Origin of the sequence: Nocardia brasiliensis NBRC 14402 (genome assembly GCF_000308475.2) — a bacterium.
Lineage (GTDB): Bacteria > Actinomycetota > Actinomycetes > Mycobacteriales > Mycobacteriaceae > Nocardia > Nocardia brasiliensis.
On the sequence record NZ_BAFT02000066.1, the window covers coordinates 59,890 to 80,784 of the forward strand.

The 20,895-nt window shown below is 66.3% G+C and carries 14 protein-coding genes and 1 pseudogene; 10 read left to right on the forward strand and 5 right to left on the reverse strand.

The annotated features are described in order from the left end of the window. Positions 1 to 119 precede the first annotated feature (119 nt). The 6 genes and pseudogenes from TY25_RS23805 (at position 120) to TY25_RS41850 (ending at position 3,653) form a co-directional block, all read left to right on the forward strand. A complete protein-coding gene (locus TY25_RS23805; protein ID WP_042259356.1) occupies positions 120 to 791 on the forward strand; it encodes an O-methyltransferase in 672 nt (223 codons plus the stop codon). Positions 792 to 925: 134 nt separating this feature from the next. Beyond that, entirely contained in the window at positions 926 to 1,459 is a 534-nt protein-coding gene (locus TY25_RS23810) for a GNAT family N-acetyltransferase (RefSeq protein WP_106386988.1), read from the forward strand. A gap of 26 nt (positions 1,460 to 1,485) precedes the next feature. Further along, complete coding sequence (locus TY25_RS23815; RefSeq protein WP_042259358.1) at positions 1,486 to 1,719, forward strand: hypothetical protein; 234 nt, start codon at positions 1,486 to 1,488, stop codon at positions 1,717 to 1,719. Positions 1,720 to 1,898: 179 nt separating this feature from the next. Continuing rightward, positions 1,899 to 2,804 carry an alpha/beta hydrolase gene (locus TY25_RS23820; protein WP_169744355.1) on the forward strand — a complete coding sequence of 302 codons (906 nt, stop codon included), beginning with the start codon at positions 1,899 to 1,901 and terminating at the stop codon, positions 2,802 to 2,804. 131 nt (positions 2,805 to 2,935) lie between these two features. Next, positions 2,936 to 3,163, forward strand: a pseudogene (locus TY25_RS44210) (NIPSNAP family protein); the annotation flags it as partial. An 85-nt stretch (positions 3,164 to 3,248) separates the two neighbouring features. Then, positions 3,249 to 3,653, forward strand: a complete 405-nt coding sequence (locus tag TY25_RS41850; RefSeq protein ID WP_042259482.1) for a hypothetical protein — start codon at positions 3,249 to 3,251, stop codon at positions 3,651 to 3,653. 67 nt (positions 3,654 to 3,720) lie between these two features. Here TY25_RS41850 and TY25_RS23830 read toward each other — a convergent pair whose 3' ends face one another. Continuing rightward, positions 3,721 to 4,344 (reverse strand): TetR/AcrR family transcriptional regulator, encoded by a 624-nt coding sequence (locus TY25_RS23830; RefSeq protein WP_042259362.1) that lies wholly within the window; start codon positions 4,342 to 4,344, stop codon positions 3,721 to 3,723. A gap of 198 nt (positions 4,345 to 4,542) precedes the next feature. Here TY25_RS23830 and TY25_RS23835 point away from each other — a divergent pair, with 198 nt between their 5' ends. After that, positions 4,543 to 5,757, forward strand: a complete 1,215-nt coding sequence (locus TY25_RS23835) for a cytochrome P450 (RefSeq protein WP_088606889.1) — start codon at positions 4,543 to 4,545, stop codon at positions 5,755 to 5,757. Between the two features lie 8 nt (positions 5,758 to 5,765). Here TY25_RS23835 and TY25_RS23840 read toward each other — a convergent pair whose 3' ends face one another. The 3 genes from TY25_RS23840 to TY25_RS23850 are packed head-to-tail and all read right to left on the reverse strand — an operon-like array spanning position 5,766 to position 13,272. Next, a complete protein-coding gene (locus TY25_RS23840) occupies positions 5,766 to 7,085 on the reverse strand; it encodes an FAD-dependent oxidoreductase (protein ID WP_088606890.1) in 1,320 nt (439 codons plus the stop codon). A 14-nt stretch (positions 7,086 to 7,099) separates the two neighbouring features. After that, a complete protein-coding gene (locus TY25_RS23845; protein ID WP_162184222.1) occupies positions 7,100 to 8,002 on the reverse strand; it encodes a spirocyclase AveC family protein in 903 nt (300 codons plus the stop codon). A 38-nt stretch (positions 8,003 to 8,040) separates the two neighbouring features. Further along, positions 8,041 to 13,272: a type I polyketide synthase gene (locus TY25_RS23850; RefSeq protein ID WP_162184223.1), complete on the reverse strand. Its 5,232-nt coding sequence runs from the start codon at positions 13,270 to 13,272 to the stop codon at positions 8,041 to 8,043. 787 nt (positions 13,273 to 14,059) lie between these two features. Here TY25_RS23850 and TY25_RS23855 point away from each other — a divergent pair. The 3 genes from TY25_RS23855 to TY25_RS23865 all read left to right on the forward strand — a co-directional run bounded on the left by TY25_RS23855 (position 14,060) and on the right by TY25_RS23865 (position 18,371). Further along, positions 14,060 to 14,707: a hypothetical protein gene (locus tag TY25_RS23855; protein ID WP_042259369.1), complete on the forward strand. Its 648-nt coding sequence runs from the start codon at positions 14,060 to 14,062 to the stop codon at positions 14,705 to 14,707. Between the two features lie 309 nt (positions 14,708 to 15,016). Further along, positions 15,017 to 16,111, forward strand: coding sequence for a matrixin family metalloprotease (locus TY25_RS23860; RefSeq protein WP_146154001.1), 1,095 nt, complete (start codon positions 15,017 to 15,019; stop codon positions 16,109 to 16,111). Between the two features lie 412 nt (positions 16,112 to 16,523). Next, the gene (locus tag TY25_RS23865) at positions 16,524 to 18,371 is read left to right on the forward strand and encodes an FAD/NAD(P)-binding protein (RefSeq protein ID WP_042259485.1); all 1,848 of its coding nucleotides are present in this window, start codon (positions 16,524 to 16,526) and stop codon (positions 18,369 to 18,371) included. Positions 18,372 to 18,396: 25 nt separating this feature from the next. Here TY25_RS23865 and TY25_RS23870 read toward each other — a convergent pair whose 3' ends face one another. Further along, positions 18,397 to 20,736 carry a thiamine pyrophosphate-binding protein gene (locus TY25_RS23870; protein ID WP_226887391.1) on the reverse strand — a complete coding sequence of 780 codons (2,340 nt, stop codon included), beginning with the start codon at positions 20,734 to 20,736 and terminating at the stop codon, positions 18,397 to 18,399. Between the last annotated feature and the right edge of the window lie 159 nt (positions 20,737 to 20,895).

Here is a 20,895-nt window from a genome sequence, read left to right on the forward strand (position 1 = left end):
GATCTCCAGTCGGTCTTGCCCGGCTGCAGGTCGTCCGTCGCTTCGAGCACGGCTCTTCGGATAAGGGCGAGCGCATTCAAATATAGACACAACGCAACGTTGCGTCTACTCTAGCGGGTATGACCAACACCTTGCAGAGCGAATCAGTACTGACCGTGCTCGATCGCTTGTTCGCCGCAGCCGCCGTCGAGGACGAAGACCCGTCCCGTTGGCCTGCGGGCCGTTCCTACGCCGACGCCTCCGCGCAGGAACGCGCGGACGTACTCGAAGAAGTCCTCATGCCGATCTCCGCGCACGGCGGCACCCTGCTCTACACGCTGGTCCGGGCCGCCCGCCCGGCGACGATCGTCGAGTTCGGCACCTCGTTCGGGATCTCGACCATCTACCTGGCCGCCGCCGTCACCGACAACGGCGTCGGCCACGTGCTGAGCACCGAGCTCAGCCAGTCGAAGGTCGTTGCGGCGCAAGCGAACCTCGCCGAGGCCGGGGTGGCGGACGCGGTGACGATCCTGCCCGGTGACGCGCTGATTACTCTGGCCGAAGTCCCTGGGCCGATCGGCCTCGTACTGCTCGACGGCTGGAAAGACCTGTGCCTGCCCGTCCTTCGGCTTTTGGAGGACCGCCTCGCACCCGGTGCCGTCGTGGTCGCCGATGACACCACCATGGCTTCCATGGGCGACTATCTGAACCACGTTCGGGATCCGGCCAACGGCTACGTCTCGGTCGACTACCCCGTGGCGGATGGCATGGAGATCAGCTGCCGCACGGGGCAAACTCATTCTGGGCGTTGAAGACTCGCCTGGTAGCGACCATGGGTCGTCCGGCGCGCGGATATGGTCCGTCGGATGACTCCAGGAACCACCCCGCGAAGGACCGCTCGAAGTCACCCACATCGTCCATCCGCACCACCGACTAGGAACCACTCATGGCCGCACAGTCGCCGAACCGGACAGATCTGCCCCGCGATGCCCTGTCGAACGTCTTCCCCGACTCCACACTGTCCCTCTTCACTGCAGATGATCTCGCCGAACTCGTTGTCCTGCAACGATGCTGCTGGGTCCCGGAAGCAGCGCTCAACAACATGCTCGACCTCCCCCCACTGCACGAAACCCACGACGAGGTACTGGCGTGGGCGACCACATCGACGACTCTGATCGTGCGGCAACGCGGACGTCTCGTCGCCGCGGTGCGCGGCCAGGTCGAAGGCAGCGACTGGCACGTCGGCCGACTCATGGTCGCTCCCGACCTGACCGGTCGCGGGGCCGGTTCCCACCTGCTGCGCCTGATCGAAAGTCTCGCTCCCCCGCACATCGAACAATTCATCCTGTTCACCGGCGCTCGCAGCGAACGCAACATCCGCATGTATCAGAACGCGGGCTACCGCCTCCTCCCCACACCGGATCCCCTCCCGTCCAACCACATCAGCGGTGCCGTTCACATGGTGAAACCCCGGCTGTGAGGCACCGGGCCGGACCGTAGGCGGCGGTGGACAACAAGCATGTGCCGAACGCGGCGATATTGGCGACGGCCGGGGCCTTACTGTTCGCCAAGAAGGACTTCAACCGCGCGATGGCATCACGGATCTATTCGATCGTGTGCGGCGGCAGCAGGGTAGCCGTGCTCGATCGAGATTTCTTCACCGGCAGCCCCGCGACATCGCGACCGCCACCCCACTGCGTTCGAGTACGCGTTCCCGATCCGATCTTCCCCCACCTGTGAATTGGCGACTTGGCAAGGTGCACAGTTAGCCTGGGCGACAGGCCGATTCGGGTCCCCCGCCGGTCGGGTCGCGGGCGGGAAGGTTGAAAGGTATGCGCATAGTGGTGTTTTCGGTGGGTCGGGGGAAGGTGCCGGGTTGGCGCCGACGGGCCGGCGTTGTTTTGGCTGCGGCTGTACTCATGTCGGGGATCGGTGCGACGGCGACGGCCGCCCCGGTGCACGGACCGGTGCTGCGTGCACCTGCAGGCGGCTATCAAGAGCTGGTCGTGCCGTCCAGCATGGGCCCTATCAAGGTGCAGGTGCAGTGGGCGGCGCGGGGCGGCAGCTCCGCGCTGTATTTCCTCGACGGCTTACGCGCACCGGCCGATCACAGCCAGTGGACCTCCGACACCGACGCCCTGCGCCAATTCGCCGGTGACAACGTCACACTGGTGTTCCCGGTCGGCGGCCACTCGAGCTTCTACACCGACTGGTACCGGCCGAGCAGCACCAACGGCCAGCCGACCACCTACCGCTGGGAGACCTTCCTCACCAGAGAACTGCCCGCTTTCCTTGCGGGCTACGGTGTTTCACGAACCAACAATGCGATCGTCGGTGCCTCCATGGGCGGCAACGCCGCGCTCACCCTGGCCGGCCACCACCGCGACCAATTCAAATTCGCCGGCTCTTTCTCCGGTTTCGTGCACCCCACCTTCCCGCTGTGGAACGAGGCGATGCGCGCCGCCATGCTCGACGAGGGTCGCTTCAACGTGGACGACATGTGGGGCCCCGCAGGCACTCCCGCTTGGTTCCGCAACGATGCGACGGTCCAGGCCGAACTACTGCGCGGCCTCCCGATCTACGTCTCCACCGGCAACGGCCTGCCCGGTCCGCTGGACGCCCCCAACGCCATCACCAACACCATCAACGGCATCGCCCTCGAAGCCATGACCGTCGCCGCGACCCGAATCTTCCGAGACCGCTTGGCAACTCTGAACATTCCGGCCCGCATCGACATCACGGACGGCACCCACACCTGGCCCTACTGGCAACAATCCCTGGCCGCCGCCCGCCCCGCCATCCTCGACGCATTGAACGCGCACTAGATCGGTCGAGTCGCCCAGCACGGATGGACAACTCGACACGAACGCTACCGAGGCTGGATGCTGATCCACGCTAGACGCGCTCGAGTTCCCGGCGGCGGTCAACGCGTTGTGCCGCGCAGACTGCTGCGTTCGAACGATTCGGCAAGCGGTGGATGGAGTTGGTCGAGCGCCACGGTGGCACCCATCACGGCTACTTCCTTCCGGCCGAGGGCGCGAGCGATAAAGCCCTTGCGCTGTCCAGCTTCTCCAGCCTCGCGGCATACGAAGAGTACCGCGCGCATTTCGGCGTAGACCCCGATTTCATCGACGCGGATCGCATCAGGGATGAGAGCGGCTGCGTGCTTCGCTACGAGCGGACCTATATGCGCCCGCTGCTACCTGAAAACACGGATGCCCGGATCGGACACGGTCGCGCTGTCACTGGCTTGCACGTACCGTGCTCGGGTGACCCAAGACCACACCGGCTCGCCACGAGTGGTGGCGACCGATGCCGACCGGACTGTCGAGAACCCGTCGCGGACCCAGCTGCACGACATCCTGGCGGACATGAGCTTCAACGCGCCGTTCGTGATCGTCGATCGGCTCGGCGGACCCGAACCCGGCGACTACTACATCCAGGTCCACCTCGATGAAGACGTGGATCCCGCCGACGGTCACAGCTACATAATCGAATTCCGTGACGGCGGCCCCGACGCACACTTCCGTGCCACGACCAGAGACGACGCACCGTGGGACAGCGTCGTCTCGCCGGCCTTCGACACCGTGGTGAAAGTAGTGCAGGACTGGGCATTTCAACGCGAGGGGTGGCGAACAGCTCTCTCGTGGGAACAGGTGCAGTTCGACTCTTGATCCAGCCCGGTCCCCCGGCCGAGCACTCGAGCAAGTCACGGTTGCCGGGCACCGTTGTCAACCACGTTCAGGTCGCGGGATGATCGCCTGAGATCCCGTGCTCGACCGCGTCGAACGCCTGGTTCAAGCGTTTACGGTGTGTCGCGGTGAGGTGGGCGAGATCGTCTCCGGCGAGCCGGCGTCGCACCGTGTCGACGGCGACTGTCCGGTACGCGGCAACGAGCAGAGCTGCCGCGAGCGCGCTGTCACCAGAGAACGCGGGGTCCTGGTCGAGTTCGGTGGTCAGCGCCGCCTCGATCTCGGACGCGAAGGCGCGCAGCCGCGCGATCAGAGCAGGCGAGGCCGTGACGGTCCGCATCATCGGTTCGATGTCTCCGGCCAGGCCCGATAGCACGTGTCGCTCTTCGCCGAGGGCGATGGCGGCGCGGCGAAGCGCTTCGACCGCGTCGATGGTGTCGCCTCGCCCGCGGATCGCGTCGCGGACGATCTCGACAACGTCGGGGAGACGGTCGAACAGCAGATCTTCCTTCCGTTCGAAATGCGAGAACACCGTCACCTTGGACACGCCCGCGGCCGCGGCGACATCGGCGATCGTGACGTTGTCGAAGCCGCGCCCCACGAACAGTTCCTGCGCGACCTCGGCGATGCGCGCTCGAGTCTTCGACCCGCCACGGTCCCCTTTATTCGGCATGCGCGTGGAACTCCCTCCTGCTACCGGGGCTTTACAGAGTAAATTTACCAGGTAAGGACCGGCCGCAGAGGGGGCGGGTCGCTCGCCGTTCTGACTCCTTGCCTAAGTAAACTTACTTGATAAGCTTACTGAGTAAGCCTTAGTTCAGCGCGGCGGCCCGGAACACCGGTGCCGGACCGCGGTTCGATGGGAGAACCCGTGACGTCGAAAACGCCACTGCACTTTGTTCACGCAGCGCGTGAGCGGTACAGCCCAAGCCCCGCTCTAGCCGAACGAGCGCACACAGCTGGGCTCACAAGAACGGACACACCCTTCGGAGTACCGGCTTGGCTGGTCGCCCGCCATGAGGACGTGCGCGCCGTACTCGGTGACGCCGCCCGGTTCAGCAGCGCGACACCTGGCCGTCGCGCGAATCCGCCCGCCGCGCAAACCGATACCGACGCTGCCGCCGAGCAGTTCGCCAGTGCGGCATCGTTTTTGGTCGGCCAGGATCCGCCCGAACACACCCGCCTGCGCCGACTGCTCACCCCTGAATTCACGATGCGCCGCATGCGCGAGCTGGCGCCTCGGGTGCGGGCCGTGGTCGGCGAGGTCCTCGACGGCATGCAGGACGCGGGCTCGCCGGTCGACCTCGTCGAGCACTTCGCGCTGCCCGTCCCCTCCCTGGTCATCTGCGAACTCCTCGGCGTCCCCTATTCCGACCGGGAGATGTTCCAACATCTGACGGCGGTGCAGCTTCGAGCCACAGCCCCGCAAGAAGAGCGGACCCAAGCCTTCCTCGCGTTGCGTTCCTATATGGGCGATCTCGTCGACCGGCATCGCAGTGCTCCCGGTGCTGATCTGATCGGCATGCTCATCCGCGAACACGATGACGACCTCAGCCACGACGAGTTGGTCGGCGTCGCCCTCGTCCTGCTCATCGCGGGGCATGAGACGACCGCCAACACCCTCGGCGCGGGCACCGCCCTGCTTCTCGAACACCCTGAACAGCTCGCCGCGATCCGCGACGAGCCCCACCATGTCGACGGTGCGGTCGAGGAACTGCTCCGCTTCTTCACACCGGTCCACACGGGCCTGACCCGGACCGTCACGACGGATACCGTCATCGGTGGGCAGCAGATGAAAACCGGTGACCTGGTAGTTGTTTCGCTACCCATGGCCAACCGTGACCCGCGTCTGGTCACCGCGCCGGACGACTTCGACATCACCCGCAAGCCGGTCCCGCACGTCGCATTCGGCCACGGCATCCACCACTGTGTCGGCGCTCCGCTGGCCAGGATGGAACTACGGATCGCATTCCCGGCCCTGTTGCAACGCTTCCCCGGGCTCCGGCTCGATCTCGATCCGGCGGACATCCGGTTCCGCGCCATGACAGCGGTGCACGGTATCGAAAAGCTGCCCGTCGCTTGGTGATCCAGCTTTCATCGACGGGGGCCGCGGCGATGAGTTCGCTGGCCGGCGGATCGTTCGACGGCAAGGGTCGCGGGGTGGGCCAGTAGGTTTTGCACGGCGATGAAGCGCCGGTAGAGGCCGGGGTCGTCGGGCATGCGATCGACAAGACGGCGCACTATGCGGTGCGCCAGATATGGCGGCGTCCAGTGATGCGTTGTCTGCCAGCCGATGTCGCTGTAGGCGGCCAATTGCCAGGGCACGCGGATCGCGGCGGGGATCGCGCGTTGCACGGTTCGGGCGAAGCCGCAGCGCGGCGGGCCGGCGGCGAGGACTCGTCGCAGGATGCCCGCTTGCAGGGCCGCGACGGTCATTCCGTGCCCGTAGATGGGATTGAGCGTGCACACGGCATCACCGAGGGCGATCAGTCCGTCGGGCCAGCGGGGCATCCGGTGGTAGCGACGCCAGCGGTTGTTCAGGCCGCTGTAACAGGTGATGCCGCTCAATGGCTTTGCGCCGGTGGCGATCTCGAAGAAGTGCGGGCTATGCAGGCTCTCGGCGTAAGCGCGGAATCCGGGCTCGTCGCGCGGGGCACGTTCACCGTCGGCGCCGATCAGCGTGAGCAGGATGCGGTCGTTCTCGATACAGGTGGCGACCCCGCCGCGGCGGGTGGCGGGCGCGTAGGTGAGTTCGGCCGAGAGCCGCCATGCCGGGCGATCGTCGGTGTCGCATTCGAACAGGCGGGAGGTATACGACAGCTGCGCGCACACCTGTTGCGGCGCGGGCACGGCCAGGCCGGCTTCGGTCAGCCAGTCGGTGAGCTTGGAGGCTCTGCCGGTCGCGTCGACCACCAGATCCGCGGGCCGGCGCGTGCCGTGGCCGTCGAGGATGCCCGTGACCTTTCCTTTGTGCCACAGCAGGTTTTGCGCGCGGACGCCTTCATCGAGCGTGATCGCGTCGCGGTCGAGCACCCGAGTGCGCACGACATGTTCGAGCAGTGCTCGACTGAGGGCGTGGTGGCGAACACCGGTGGTGATCGGTGGCGGCTGGCCGTGCGGGAACCGAACGCGCGCACCTTCGCCGAAATCGAAAGTGCGCGCGCCGTGCCGCACGAGTTCGTCGCTGAATCCGGGGAATAACGATTCCAGGACCGCCGCACCCCGATGGAGCAGTCCGTGCGGATGGCGAGCCTGCGGAGTGCCGCGCCGGGCGGCGGGACCGGCGGGTAACGCGTCGGGTTCGATGATGGTCACGTGCGCACCGTGCTCGCCGAGCACGTGTGCGGCGAGCAGCCCCGCGATTCCCGCGCCCAGGACGAGCACACGGTCGCCACCGAATACCGGCTGCTCCATATGAAACCCTCCCTTCAGCGCGGCCAGAGCCACGACGGGAAATCGGCAGGCATGGGATCGGGGCTGATCTTGCTGAAGCTGATCTGGGTGAGCGCCCACAGCAGAAGGGAGATGTTCGCCAGCGTGACTCCGGCCAGGAGGCGGGCCCACCCGCGGGCGCGCGGGGCAAGCTGTTCGTCGCCGCGGAAGATGACGAACCGGCTCTTGGTCACCTGGGCGTGGGTCCAGACGAGGGCGGCCAGGCTCGGCATGAACATTCCGGCGACGATCGCCCCCAGTGGGAGCTGATACCAGTGCCCGCCGAACAGGCTCGAGGTCTGATCGGCGAACGGGTAACCGTAGCCCGCGGTTCCGGCGATGAGTGCGATCTCGAACGGGATATCCACCAGCAGACCGAGCAGCAGAACGGCCGGGGTCAGCCGGGCCATGCCCCACTGCGGACGAAACCGCAAGAGCTGCTTGACCAGTCGTATTTGAATCCAATACCAGACGATCAGCGGGATGTACATCAAGCCGCCGGCGAGCACGAGAGTCTCCGACATCGCCACCGTGCGCGGTCCGTCCCAGCCCGGTATGTAGGGGCCCCACGCGGTGAGGTTCAGCGCGTACCGATTCTGCACGGCGACCGGGCCGTGAGCGTTGGCGAGGGGCGAGATCCAGAATGTTGTGGCGTATCCGGCGATCAGGGCGGTGTCGAAGGTGATCTCGCCGGCTTTCCTGCTGCTGCGCCACGCGACCACCACACAGAGCACGACCAACAGGATCGTGATGACCTGCCCGGCCCAGGTCTGCGCCGCGCGCAGCGTGGAGATCGGGTAATCGCGCGGCACCGGATGCGCGCCGCCGCCGGCGATCCACCTGGCGAACACCACGCCCTGGAATGCGACGAAGAGCGCTCCCAGCGCTGCGAAACACACAGCGGGCGTGCACCGTACGCGGTTCGTGCCGTCGTCGTTCATGGCGGGTCTCCCGCTGTCGGCGCTGACTGGTGTGGTGTGCCCGAGCCGAAGCCGAGATGGTCGAGCAGCCAGTCGGCGAGGGCGGCGGCACTGGGTTTGACCCAGATCACGCCGGTTTTCATCTCGGTGTGCAGGGCGCGCCGCAGGCGCTGCTGGAGCTGGATGGCACCGAGGGAGTCGAGACCGAGCAGGACCATGCTGGTGTGCGGTCCGATGTGGTGGGTGGTGGCGCCGAGCAAGCTGCGCACGGTGTCGATGATGAACGATTCCAGGATGGTTCGGCGCTGTTGTGGACTGTCGGCGGCGAGGAGCCGAGCCCGGATGTCGGTGTCCTCGCTCTCGCTGTCGGTACCGTCGAGGAGCGCGGTGAGCAGGGTGGCCGATCTGACTGCCGAATAGGGCTCGGTCCATCGGTCGATGTCCAGCGGAGAGTACGCGACCTGGCGGAAACCGCCGGTGAGGATCCGTTCGAGGGCATCGATGCCGTCGGCGGGACTGATGGTCAGGAACCCGCGCTCGGCCAGATGTTGTCCGCGACCGACTCGGCCCCACGGTCCCCAGTTGATGCCGGTGGCAGGCAGACCCATGGCATTGCGCTGGGCGACAAGTCCGTCCAGGAAGGCGTTGGCCGCGGCGTAAGCCGCTTGCCCTGGGGACCCGATCAGTGCGGCGACCGAGGAATAGACCACGAACAGATCCAGCTCGATTGCTTCCGTGGCCTTGTGCAGTGCCCACGCCCCCGCGGCTTTGCCACGCCAGACGCGGTCGAGCAGCGGTTCGTCGAGAGTGGCGATCGTGGCATCCGCCACGACTCCGGCGCAGTGGAATACGCCGCGAAGCGGACACCCGTCGCCATCGGCCACAGCTCGCGCGGCCACGGCGGGGTCACCGATATCACCTTGAACGAGAACGATGTTCGTACCCGCGGCGCGCAATGACCGCAGTCGAGAATCGATTTCGGGCGAGGGCGCGCCACGGCTGCTGACAGTGATCCGAGTGGCACCTTGCCGGGCAAGCCATTCGACAGTGAGCAGGCCCAAACCGCCGAGCCCACCGGTGACGAGATAGCCCGAGCCGGGTCGGATCAACGGCAGCGCGCGTGTCACGGCGGCGGCGGTGGGTGCGCCCGAACGGATCTGCGCGACATGGCGCTGCGGCAGGAGCGAAACTTCGGTCACCGGCTGTCGGTCATCGAGGAGCTCGGCGACAACCGCTTCGTATTCGTCGGTGAATTCCACTACACCGGCACGCAATTCGGGATGTTCATAGGTCACCGCACGCAGCAGGCCGCGGATCGAGGCCGTGGCGAGCGGCGCGTGATCGGCACGGCTGAGGACCCACAGCCGAGGCGGCGGCTCGCATCGAGCGAGCTGCCGGACGACCGTCGCGGTGTCGGACACCACCGCACGGATCGCGTCGGCGAGATCGTCACCCGGGTGCTCGACGCCCAGGGCCACAACGACTCCCGTGCACGCGGACAGGGTGCCGGGGTCGGCGAGAAAGGTCTGGCGGGAGAGCTGCCGGCAACCCGCGGTCTGCTTGTCCAGTTCCCGTGCCAGTTCCTGCGCCCATCCACTGTCCGAGGTCGTGAGTACGGTCCAGGTGCCGGCGGCGGCGCGGGGACGATCAACGGGTGCCGGGCTGACGATCCATTCCACGTGGGACAAACGGGTCGTGAAACGTTCGCTCGGCCGGGTGATGTTGGCGACGCACAGACCGTCGATCTCGGCGACCACGGTTCCGTCGGCGCAAGCCAGTCGCGCGGAGGCGGTACAGCCCACTTCGTCGGCCTCGGACAGACGGACCGTGACGACACGCGTGTGAGCAGTGGGCCCGTACACCCGGACCGCGCCGAAGCCTGCGACGACGACCGGGCCCGGGACGAGGGCGTAGTGGGCCAACCACGCGGACACCGCGATCTGCACCACCTGGTCGGCGAGGGCCGGATGCAGCGCCATCGTCCACGCCGAGATCTGCGCGGACTCATGGGTGTGCAGGTGACCGACGGCCGAGTCCTCGTCAGGGTGCACCTGGATACGGTCGATCGCAGTGAACGCGGGTCCGTGGACGACGTCGTGGCAGTCTCGGAAGGTGCGATGCAAACTGTCGACCGCGCTGTCCCGGAAGCCATTCGGTAGGCGTTCGGCGGGACTCAGCGGTGTGGGACAGTGTTTGTCGGGTAGCGCTGTCACAGTGCCATGCGCGTGCACCGTGACACCGTCGGCGCTGGTGGACACGATCTCGACGCGTGCGCTGCCACCGTGGCGGGTCAGGGTCGTGGTCACCAACGGCTCCGTGTCCAGCAGCAGCGGGCTCGCGATGGTGACGTCGCGGGCACCGACCCGGTCGCTGCCGTAGACGCGGGCCGCCGCGGCCAGCATCATCTCGACCATGCCGGTGCCTGGCAGTACCGGCACGTCGGCGACGGAATGATCGGCCAGCCAGGGCAGCAATCGCGGGCCGATCGGAGTCTGCCACCGGTGCTGGTCGGGGCGATCGGGCTCTTGGACGTGTCCGCCGAGCAGCGGATGCTGGGTAGCGCCGGGCAGCCGGGCGCCGACGAGCCGGTATGCGGGCTCTCCGCCGCCATGGCGAGTGCGCTGCCAGTCGGTGACCGGCACGTCGACCAGATCCCCCGCGCCATAGTGCGCGGCGAAGTCGATGCCGTCGTGGCCTGCGGTATGAAGAGTCGCCAAATGTGTCAGGAACGCCTCCTGGTCGTCGCTGCCCTGCCGCAGGCTGCCGACGGCCACCACGTCCCGGATGCCCTCATGCGCCGCGGTGTCCAGAATCGGACGCACCGCCAGCGGATGCGCGCTGCACTCCAGGAACAGTCGATGGCCGTGCGCCAGCGCCGCCGAGACCGCGGTATGGAAGCGAACGGTGTCGCGCTGATTGCGCACCCAGTACGAGCCGTCGAGGCGTCCCGGCTGCCGTGGATCACGGGACACGGTCGAGTAGAACGGGATTCGCGGCTCCGCCGCCGGCACCTCGGCCAGCTTCCGGTGCAGTCGCGCCAGGATGGGATCGACCTGGGACGAATGCGAAGCCACCTCGACGTCGATCATCCTCGCCACCACACCGGCGGCGGCCCACCGGTCCATGAGTCCGGCGATCTGAGTCGCGTCTCCCGAGACCACGGTGCTGCCCGGCGAGGTCAGCACACCCAGGCTCACCCCGTCCGCACCGAACTCGTCGAGCGCGGCCTGGACTCGTTCGGCGCCGCACATGACCGATGCCATCGCTCCGCCGGAGATCGTATCCAGCAGAGCGGAGCGACGGCTGATGACCTTCACCCCGTCCGCCGTGCTCAGACCGCCCGCGACCACCAGCGCGGCGACCTCCCCCAGCGACTGGCCGATGACCGCCGCCGGTACGACACCCCAGGACCGCCACACAGCCGCGAGCGCCACCTGCACGCCGAACAACGCCGGTTGAATCCGGCCCAACCCCGCCAGCCGCTGCGGGTATTCGAGAACCTCGCGCAGCGAGAATCCGGCCTCGGCTCTGATGAGCGGTTCCAGTTCGTCGACAGCGGCGGCGAACACCGGCTCGCTGCGCAACAGCCCCTGACACATGCCGGGGCGCTGCGAACCCTGGCCGGTGAACACGAAGACCGGGCCCGCGTGTCCGGGCGGCAACACCGGAGTCCCGGAAACAACGCCGTCGACGGACTGTTCGGCGGCGAACGCCCGGGCCCGAGTCGCAAGCTGCCCGAGGTCACGGGCAAGGACGACCAGCCGGTGCTCGGCATGCGAGCGCCGCTGGGCCAGCGTGTGCGCCACATCCAGCGGCGAGGCACTGTCCCCCCGCGCGGCCACCCACTCCGCGAGACGAGAAGCGTTGCCAGTCAGGGCCTTTGCCGTCGCGCCCGATACCAGATGGATCAGTGTCCCCGCATTGTGGGGCGCTGGACGCCGCTTCGCCGACGCGGGCGCGGACTCGACCACGACATGGGCGTTCGTGCCTGTCACCCCGTACGAACACACCGCCGCCAGACGACTCGCCCCGTCGACGGGCCAATCGGCGAGCGAAGCGGGCACGAAGAGCCGCGATTCCTCGTCGCGCGGAATCGACGGATTCCATTGCCGGAAACCGGCATTCGGAGCGATCTGCCCGCGACGCAGGCACTCGATCGTCTTGATCAACCCCGCGATCCCGGACACCGGCTCGGAGTGCCCGATATTGGTCTTGATCGAACCGAGGGCGCAGCGGCCACGCCCGTGCTGCCCGTAAACGGCATTGATCGAGGTGTACTCGACCGGATCCCCGACCACGGTCCCCGGCCCGTGGGCCTCCACCAGCCCGACCTCACCAGGATCGATGTGCGCCGCGGCGACCGCGCTCCGGAACAACCGCTGCTGCATCTCGGTCGACGGCGCGGTCAACCGGCTGGCCTGCCCATCGTTGTTGACCGCACTACCCCGGATGACCGCGAGCACCCGATCCCCGGCCCGCCGAGCATCCGCGAGCCGCTCGAGCACCAGCACCCCCGCTCCTTCACCGCGCACGTACCCGTCGGCCCGCGCGTCGAAGGCGTGGCAGCCACCACTGCGCGAAAGCAGCAGCGGCGCTTCGTAGTAATGAGTCTCCGGCGAGACCATCAACAGCACACCACCGGCCAGCGCGGTGTCACACTCCCCCAAGGTCAGTGCTCCGCAAGCGGTGTCGAGCGCCACCAAACCCGATGAGCAGTGCGTGCTGACCACCATCGCCGGACCCCGCAGGTCCATCGAGAACGCGATCCGCCCCGCCGCGCCAGCGGTGAAATTTCCGAACAGGTAAGCACTTTGGGGGGCATCCTGCACCGGGCACGCCTCACGGAGCAGATTGTCCGGAGCATAGGTGCCCATATAGACACCGGTACGGCTGCCCCGCAGCCGATCCACCGGAATACCCGCGTGCTCCACCGCCTGCCAGGCCACCTCCATCAGTACCCGGAACTGCGGATCGACCCATCGTTGCTCGAGCGGCGCCACCGAGAAGGCCCGCGGATCCCACGCCCAGATGTCCCCGTCGAGAAAACAACCGAAGCCGGCCCGTTCAGCAATCTCGGGATCGTGCACCGCCGCCAACGCCGCCGCGTCCCAGCGACCCGACGGCACCGGGCCCACCGTCGAACGTCCCGCGGCCACCAGCTCCCACAGACTGTCCGGATCACCCACCCGCCCCGGAAACCGGCAACCCACACCGACAATCGCGATCGGCACCTCTGCGGTCGCTGACATCAAACACCACCTCACTCGGCAACAGCGGTGAAACAGAAGCATTCGGGTACGAAATTCACTGTCCCCCAAGCGATGCCACAGGTCCACCGCAGCGATACAACCTGGCCGTAACGGACGATTTCCATCGAGATGGGGACTCGACCAGCACAAGATGTTGCCATTGCAGAATCAGGCGCGACCACACGCCAAAGCAAGGCCCGCCACGCGGCGAGGATGCGTTCCCGCGTTGTCGGCCCGGCAACGACGCCGGCAGGGCGAACCTCTCGCTAGCCGCCGAGCCGCACCGAATCTCGGCCTGCGCTATCCGAACAGACCACGCGACCGCCGCGACAACCGCATCAACCCAGCAAACATCCCACCAAGATCTTCCACTACCCGGCGTGTCGCACCGCATGTCGCGCGCGACATGCGGTCGGCACTTCCACAGTCGGACTTCGACTTCCAAAGCCGGCACGCTGACGGCAGCTGGACCGCCAAGGGCTCGCGGCGCACAGGTGCGCGAATAGTCGACGCCCCTTGACCGTGCAGGGCACCGCTGACACCCCGGCCGGCATCGTGGACATGCTGCGCGCCAAGGACCGGGTCGTTTCGACCTCGAACACCGCGGCGAAGTCAGCATTTTCATCGAGCCGGAGGTTGTCCTGATCGGTCGACGCCACTATCTGCACGCTCGACGAACACAACCCACCGCGATGCCGTTCGATGACAATTGAAGGGGAACTCTCAGCAGACTTCAGCGCGTGCTAACAATGGTTCTTTTCGGCGATATAGACCGTAATATGCCGCTATGAGCACCTATGACGACGTGACGTCCTTCGATACCGGTGGGCTGATACTCGACAGTCCCGAGCCGAACGAGGAACCATTCGATCGGCTGGCACTGGTGCCGCCGCATACCGAGCTCGCGCACGAACACGAGCCTCCTGGCGCGGCAGCGGAATTGGATGCGGCGGTCAGCACCTTCGTCGAGGCGAATCGGCGGCTGGTGCAATTGGTGCACGCGGCCAAGCGGCAGGGCCTCGGCAGCAACGATATCGTGCGCCGTACCTCGCTCGCGTGGCCGGCGGAGGTCACGCTGGACATTCTGGCCAAGTCCGAGAAGGTCGCACGAGCCGCGAAAGTGTTGCGGGCCGCTGGAGTTTCGGTCGCGGACACCAGTACCGACGGCGACGGCGACACGGTCGTGTCGCTGCACAGTTCGTGGTCCAGGCGGCTGGTGTGCCTGCACGTCCACCGGCCCACGATCAGCCAGGAGTCGACACGCTGGTCCGCCCTCACCGTCGTCGGCGCACTCCATACGGCAGGCTACCGGCTACTCGTGCATCCCCACTCCCCGCTGACCCCCTCCTCCGCGGTGGAGTACTTCGCCGATCCGGCCGCGATCCTGGTCATCGAGGAACCGAGCGGCACCGCCTCCTACCCCACCTACACGTGAGACGTAGCTCGAATCAACTGCCGCACAACGAAACTCGCCGTCCACCGGGGCTCGGCATCGAGCAGTGAGCCGACCCGATCCGACGCCGACCAGCACCGAAAGATAAACCCCGGCTTCGGTGCTACCGAAAGAGCTTTAGCAGCAGGCGAATTCAGTTTACTTCCGGCTTACATCGCTTACCATTCCGTGATATTCAACGTATAGTCGAACGCGCCAGGCCCGGCGATGCCGCATATCAATTTCTGTCATCGGCCGCGAATTCCGAGCCGGCCTTCTGTTCAGTTGTCCTTCACCGGAGGTCTCCACCGCATGTCGAATGCTGCCCATCGCGTCACCTACCGCGGCAGACATCGAGTCCCGAAGTCACCCACGCGCGGCACACCCCAAATTTTCGCCACAGTGCTGGCCGGCGCCCTGCTCGCGCCGGTCGCGCTGAGTTTGACGACGACCACGGCCACCGTCGCCCAGGCCGCCCGCCTCGGCTTCAAAGCACCGATCCAGGGTTACGACAAGGACGGCCGGGCGATCATTCATTACAACAACAAGATCCACGATCCCAATATCGAGAATGCCGTCGAACATCTGAACTCCACACCCGGACTCAACATTGTTTTCAAACCGGGCACCGGGCGGGGCGCCATCGACATCAGCCGCGGGCAGCTCGGCCAGGGTGTCGCCGGGCTCGGCGGCATGGATGCCGGTGGCCCGTTCGTCAAAATCTCCTCCGATATCAACAATATGAACTCCGGTGACCGGACCGAGGTAGCCGGGCATGAATTGCTGCATTCCATCGGTCTCGATCACGACGACAGCGGCTGCAGCATCATGGCCAGTGTCGTCAACCGTTGCAAGGACGGGGCGACTCCGCTGCAGAAGAAGGAGATCAACGAGCTCAACAGCATGTACAAGCGGGGAAAGCCGGGCGATTCGTCGGATCAGGACACCGGGGACTATTCGTCAGACCAGCAAGGTGAGGGGTCGGATCGGCCGGGCGACACGACTGCCGGAGATGATCGGTTCGGCGACGACAGCGCTGATCCGTTCGGCGACCTCACCGGCAGTGATCCCTTCGCTGATTTCCCCGGCAGCGATCCTTTCGGCGATCCATCGGGAAGCGACACCGGAGGTGACCCCTTCGGCGACATTTTCGACGGCGACACCGGTAGCGACCCGTTCGGCGATTTCATGGACGCCGATACCGGGGGCGATCCTTTCGGTGACCTCTTCGGTGGCGATACCGGAGGCGACCCGTTCGGCGACCTCTTCAGCGGCGGTGGCGATGGATTCGATTGGTTCACCGGTGCAGACGACCCGTTCGGCGGCGGCCGGGATATCTTCAGCAGCGGCGGCTTCGGCGACCTCGCCGGCGTGGGAGGCGGTTTCGACGAAGGTGGCTGGTTCTAGCCGGCCACAGCACTCCGCTGACGACGGAAGTCGTTGTGGCACAGGACTGCTGTCCCGGGACGTGACAACCGTTGTCATGCGTTCGGCCGATACCGCTCAGTGTTCGTGTCGAACAGAATGAGGCTATTGCAGGGTCAAGATCATCGACGATGAGGAATACTTCGCGCATGATGTTTGCGCTGGCGACAGTTGCGGATGTTTCCGAGCCCGGCCCGGCAGGGGTGCCCGCAGCGCACGCCGAGGTCATGCCGCCCCATGCGGTGAGTTCCTCAGCGGCACTAGAGTTCTCGGGTCGGCTACGCTCGGCGCTGCTCGACGCCGCAGGTCAGCTCGACGCGCAAACGACCAGTGGCGAGCAGTGGCGCCGGGCGCTGGGGGATGCCGTCCGCGGGTGGAAACTCTCGCCGTCATCGTGCGGGTAGTAGCTGATCAGGCGGGATCCCCACGAAGGTCCCGGCGAATCGTCGTAGTCGGCGCAGGTCTGGCGGGCACCGCCACAGCGATCCGGCTTCTACGGTTCGCCACCGAGCCTGTCGAAATCGTCCTGCTCGAACGCCAGAAGGAACACAGATACGCGGGAGTGGCGTATCACGCGGCGGGAAATCCGTGGAACCATATCTTCAACATCCAAGCGGGCCGGATGTCGGCTTTCCGGGAGGATGTCGACGACTTCTTGAATTGGGCCAACGGCGAAGCCGATCGATCGGCATGGCCGCCGGAGTGGCGCGAAGTCACCTTCTTCGAATCAGATCCGGCACCGCGCCGAATCTACGCGGATTACCTCGGTCAACGGCTGGCCGAAGCCGCGGCGGAAGCTGATGACGGCGTCGTCCTGCTCGAGGCAGACGGTGAAATGGTCGACCTGACACCGTCGGCCGACGGCATTTCCGTCGTGATCGAAAATCTGTCCTGGTCGGGCGGCCCCGGTCTCGAATCGACGACCGTAGACGCGGACCACATCATCCTCGCGACGGGACCTGAACTGCGCCAGCCACGCTACGCACAGGCTGTGCTCGACCACCCGTCCTACATTCGGCGGCCCTACACCGGCGAGGCAGTGGAGCAAATCAGGACACTACCGCCGCGTGCTGTCGTCGCCATCATCGGAACACTGCTCAGCGCTTACGATTTCGCTGCGCTGCTGCTACGGCAAGGGCACACCGGCGCGATATACATGATTTCGCCGTCGAGCCTGACGCCGGGAACCTACCCGGCCGACCACCGGCATGGCGTACTGGCCGTCCCGCCACCCATTATCGACGTCGAGCAGGAACGTGCGGTTCTCGCCGGCCAACTCGAAGCCGAGTGGGTCAGGGCCTGCCTTTTCGTCGCCGAGCAGCATCCCGAAGTGCACGCGGCCGTGATTTCGGAGCGAGTCGCGAAAGCCTGGGAAGCATATCTGCCCGACATATTCCAGCACATCTGCGCCGAAGACCTGCAGTTCCTCTTGGAAAAGTACGGCAGCCGGCTCGCCACGCTACGGGTCAGTGCGATGTCGTACACCACCGCCGTCGTGGATGCCGCGCTCCGCGTGAGCGGGCAGGTCCAGGTCGTGGCCGGTCGCGTCGCGGACTTACAGCCGCTCGAGCAAGATCGTTTGTTGCTGACACTCTCCGGCGACGGACCGCACCGAACCTTGGCGGCAGACCTGGTCATCTCCAATTTCGGCCGGGAGTTCGACTATGCCGCGGTGACCTCTCGGCTGTGGCAATGTCTCCTCGACAACGGGCTGGCCATTCCGCACCGGAAGACCCGAAGAGGCGTGGAGGTAGACAGATTCGGCGCTTTACTCACGGCTGATGGCCGTAAGTCCGGAGCGATCTCCGCGGTGGGGGCTCCCCGGGAAGGCGACGAAATTGTTCGGCACGGACGGCTCGGGGCCTTCAGTTTCAATCTGGCCACCATCAAGAACCATTCCGTGTCGGTGGCCGCGGATGTGCTGCGCAAACTCGAATCGAGGTACGCGAGCCTGCCCGACTCCGCGTCGACTCCACCGCTGGAAAGCGCCTGGGCCGAACTGGTTTCGTTGGAGGTGCAGCGCTTGGCGGCGCGCCGGCGGCAGACCCGCGCCGAATATCAGGCCCAGTTGGAGACGAAACTTCGCGCGGCCTCGGGACAATCCGATATCGGCGCCTGGCTGGCGGCGATCAATCGAGCTGCCGTCGACTGCCTGACCGACCTCTCCGTGACGCCGAGGGAACTGCGCGCGCAGCTCATGCTCGACCTGCGATCGCCAACCTCTGATCGGACCCCGCAGTGACAATCACCGACCATTTGCCCGATCGTCAACCTGCCGCGCCGAGAACGTCGAGAGCGGCGGCGACAATACTGTCGGCGTCCAACCCGTGGTACCGGTACACCTCCTCGAGCGAGCCGACCTGTCCGTAACGCGTCACCCCGAGATCGATGTGATGCACCCGGTTGATCCCGGACAGGAAAGACATGGTGTGCGGGTGGCCGTCCAGCACGGTCACCATCGGCGTGGCCCGGCTGGGCGGGAACAACTGATCCAAGATCCAGCTGTCACCGTGGCCGCGACCTTGCCTGGCCTGCAATGCCTCGAAGATCAGACCCGGACTGGTGACGCACACGACGTCGGCGACGACCCCGCCCGATTCGAGCCGGTCGGCCGCGGCGACCGCCTCGGTCACCACGGCGCCCATCGCGACGATCGTGACGACCGCACCCTCGCGCCGACGCAGCGGATATCCGCCTGCCACAACCTGTTTGCGACGGCGCTCCCGCGCGGCAGGGTCGGCGGGCACCTCGGCGAGGCGTTGTTCGACCGGGCGGGTCGACAGCCGCAGATACGCCGAGGTCCCGTCCGGTCGCCCGAGCCGGGCGATACTGGCCAGCAGCGTCCATTCCACATCGAGGGCGAACGCGGGTTCGTAACAGATGAGTCCCGGGGTCTCGATACCGATCGAGGGCGTCGTAATCGATTGGTGGGCACCACCTTCGGCGGCGAGCGTGACACCCGACGGCGTCCCGATCAGGATCGACTGCCCGCCGGCGTAGATGCCGTAGGTCCAGGGTTCGAGGGCACGTTCGACGAACGGGTCGTAGAGCACACCGATCGGGAACAGGGGTTGGCCCCATCGGCTCCAGGTCGCGCCGAGTTCGCCGATCAGTCCGACCAGATTCGTTTCGGCGATACCGAGTTCCATGTGCCGGCCGGTGGGCTGCTCACGCCAGCGCACGAGCGTTTCGGCGTCGTCGGCGAACCAGTCGTGCCGTTCGGCGCTCGACCACACGCCGACCTTGTTGATCCAGCCCGCCAGATTGGTGGTCGAGCTGACGTCGGGACTCACGGTGATCACCCGCCGGGCCATCTCCGGCGCCGCCCGGCTCAGATCCAGCAGGGTACGCCCCAGCGCCGCCTGCGTGGTCGCGATACTTTTCGGTGTGTGGCCGAAATCCTTTGGCACCTCGGGCACTTCGACCATGTGCAGCGGTTCGCGACGCAACCGCAGCGCGGTATCCGCGCACAACCGCCCGGCGGCGCTGTCGTCCTCCAGCCGCGCCCACGGGTGTTGCGGATCGCAGCCGAGTTCGGCGGCGAGCGACTCGTACTCGGCCACCGACAGCAGCGACGAATGGTTCTGCGGATGTCCCTGTGTCGGCAGCCCGTAGCCTTTGATGGTGTAGGCGATGATCACCGTCGGGCGGGTGTCATCGATCTGCGCATAGGCCTCGATCAAGGCCTGCATATCGTGCCCGCCCAAATTGCGGATCGCCGCCAGCAGTGTCGAATCATCCAGGCCGGCAATCAATTCCGCCAATTGCGCGTGGTCGGGCCCGCTGCCCGGCAGTCTGCGCCGTAATTCGTCGGCGTCGCAGCGCAGCAGTCGCTGGTACTCGGGGTTGGGCATGTCGAGGATCCGGGTACGCAGCGCCGCGCCGCCCGGCCGAGCGAACAACGACTCCAGCAGGCGCCCGAACTTCACCGTGAGCACCTGCCAACCCGCGGCGGCGAACATCGCCTCCAGCCGACCGGCCGCGATATTGGGCACCACCCGGTCCAGGGACTGACGGTTCAGATCGACGATCCACACGATCTCACCGAGATCGGCGTTGCCGGGATCGACCACCGCCTCCCACACCGCGCCCTCGTCCAGCTCCGCATCACCGACCAGCGAATATTGCCGGCCGGTACCGGTTCCGGCGCCCAGCGCGTCGTTGAGATAGCGTCGCGCGATCGCACCCCAGATCGGCGCGGTCGCCCCGATCCCGACCGATCCGGTCGAATAGTCAACCGGGTCAGGGTCCTTGGACCGGCTGGGATAGGACTGCAGACCACCGAATTGACGCAGGGTGGTCAAGTACGACTCGTCCAACTCCCCCAGCAGATAATTGATGGCGTGCAGCACCGGCGAGGCGTGCGGTTTGACCGAAACCCGGTCACCGGAGCGCAAGGCGGTGAACCACAGCGAGGTCATGATGGTGGTCATCGACGCGCAGGACGCCTGATGACCGCCCACCTTCAACCCCGACGGATTCGGCCGCACCCGGTTGGCGTGATGAATCATCGAAACCGCCAGCCACAGCGTGCGATGCTCGATCTCCGACAAGGCGTCCAACCCGTCGGCGCCGCGCTGGTATTTCGGCTCGGTGACCTCGGTCATCGGCATCTCCTCGACTGACATCCGGGTGTTCGGGTGGGTCCGTGCCTAGTTCGGTGCCGAGCGCACGCGGTTCGCGATGACCGCATCGTCGGTCGCGCCGTACATCTCGTCGATCGTTTTGATCTTGCCATTCGCGGTCCGCTCGCCGCACGCTACCGA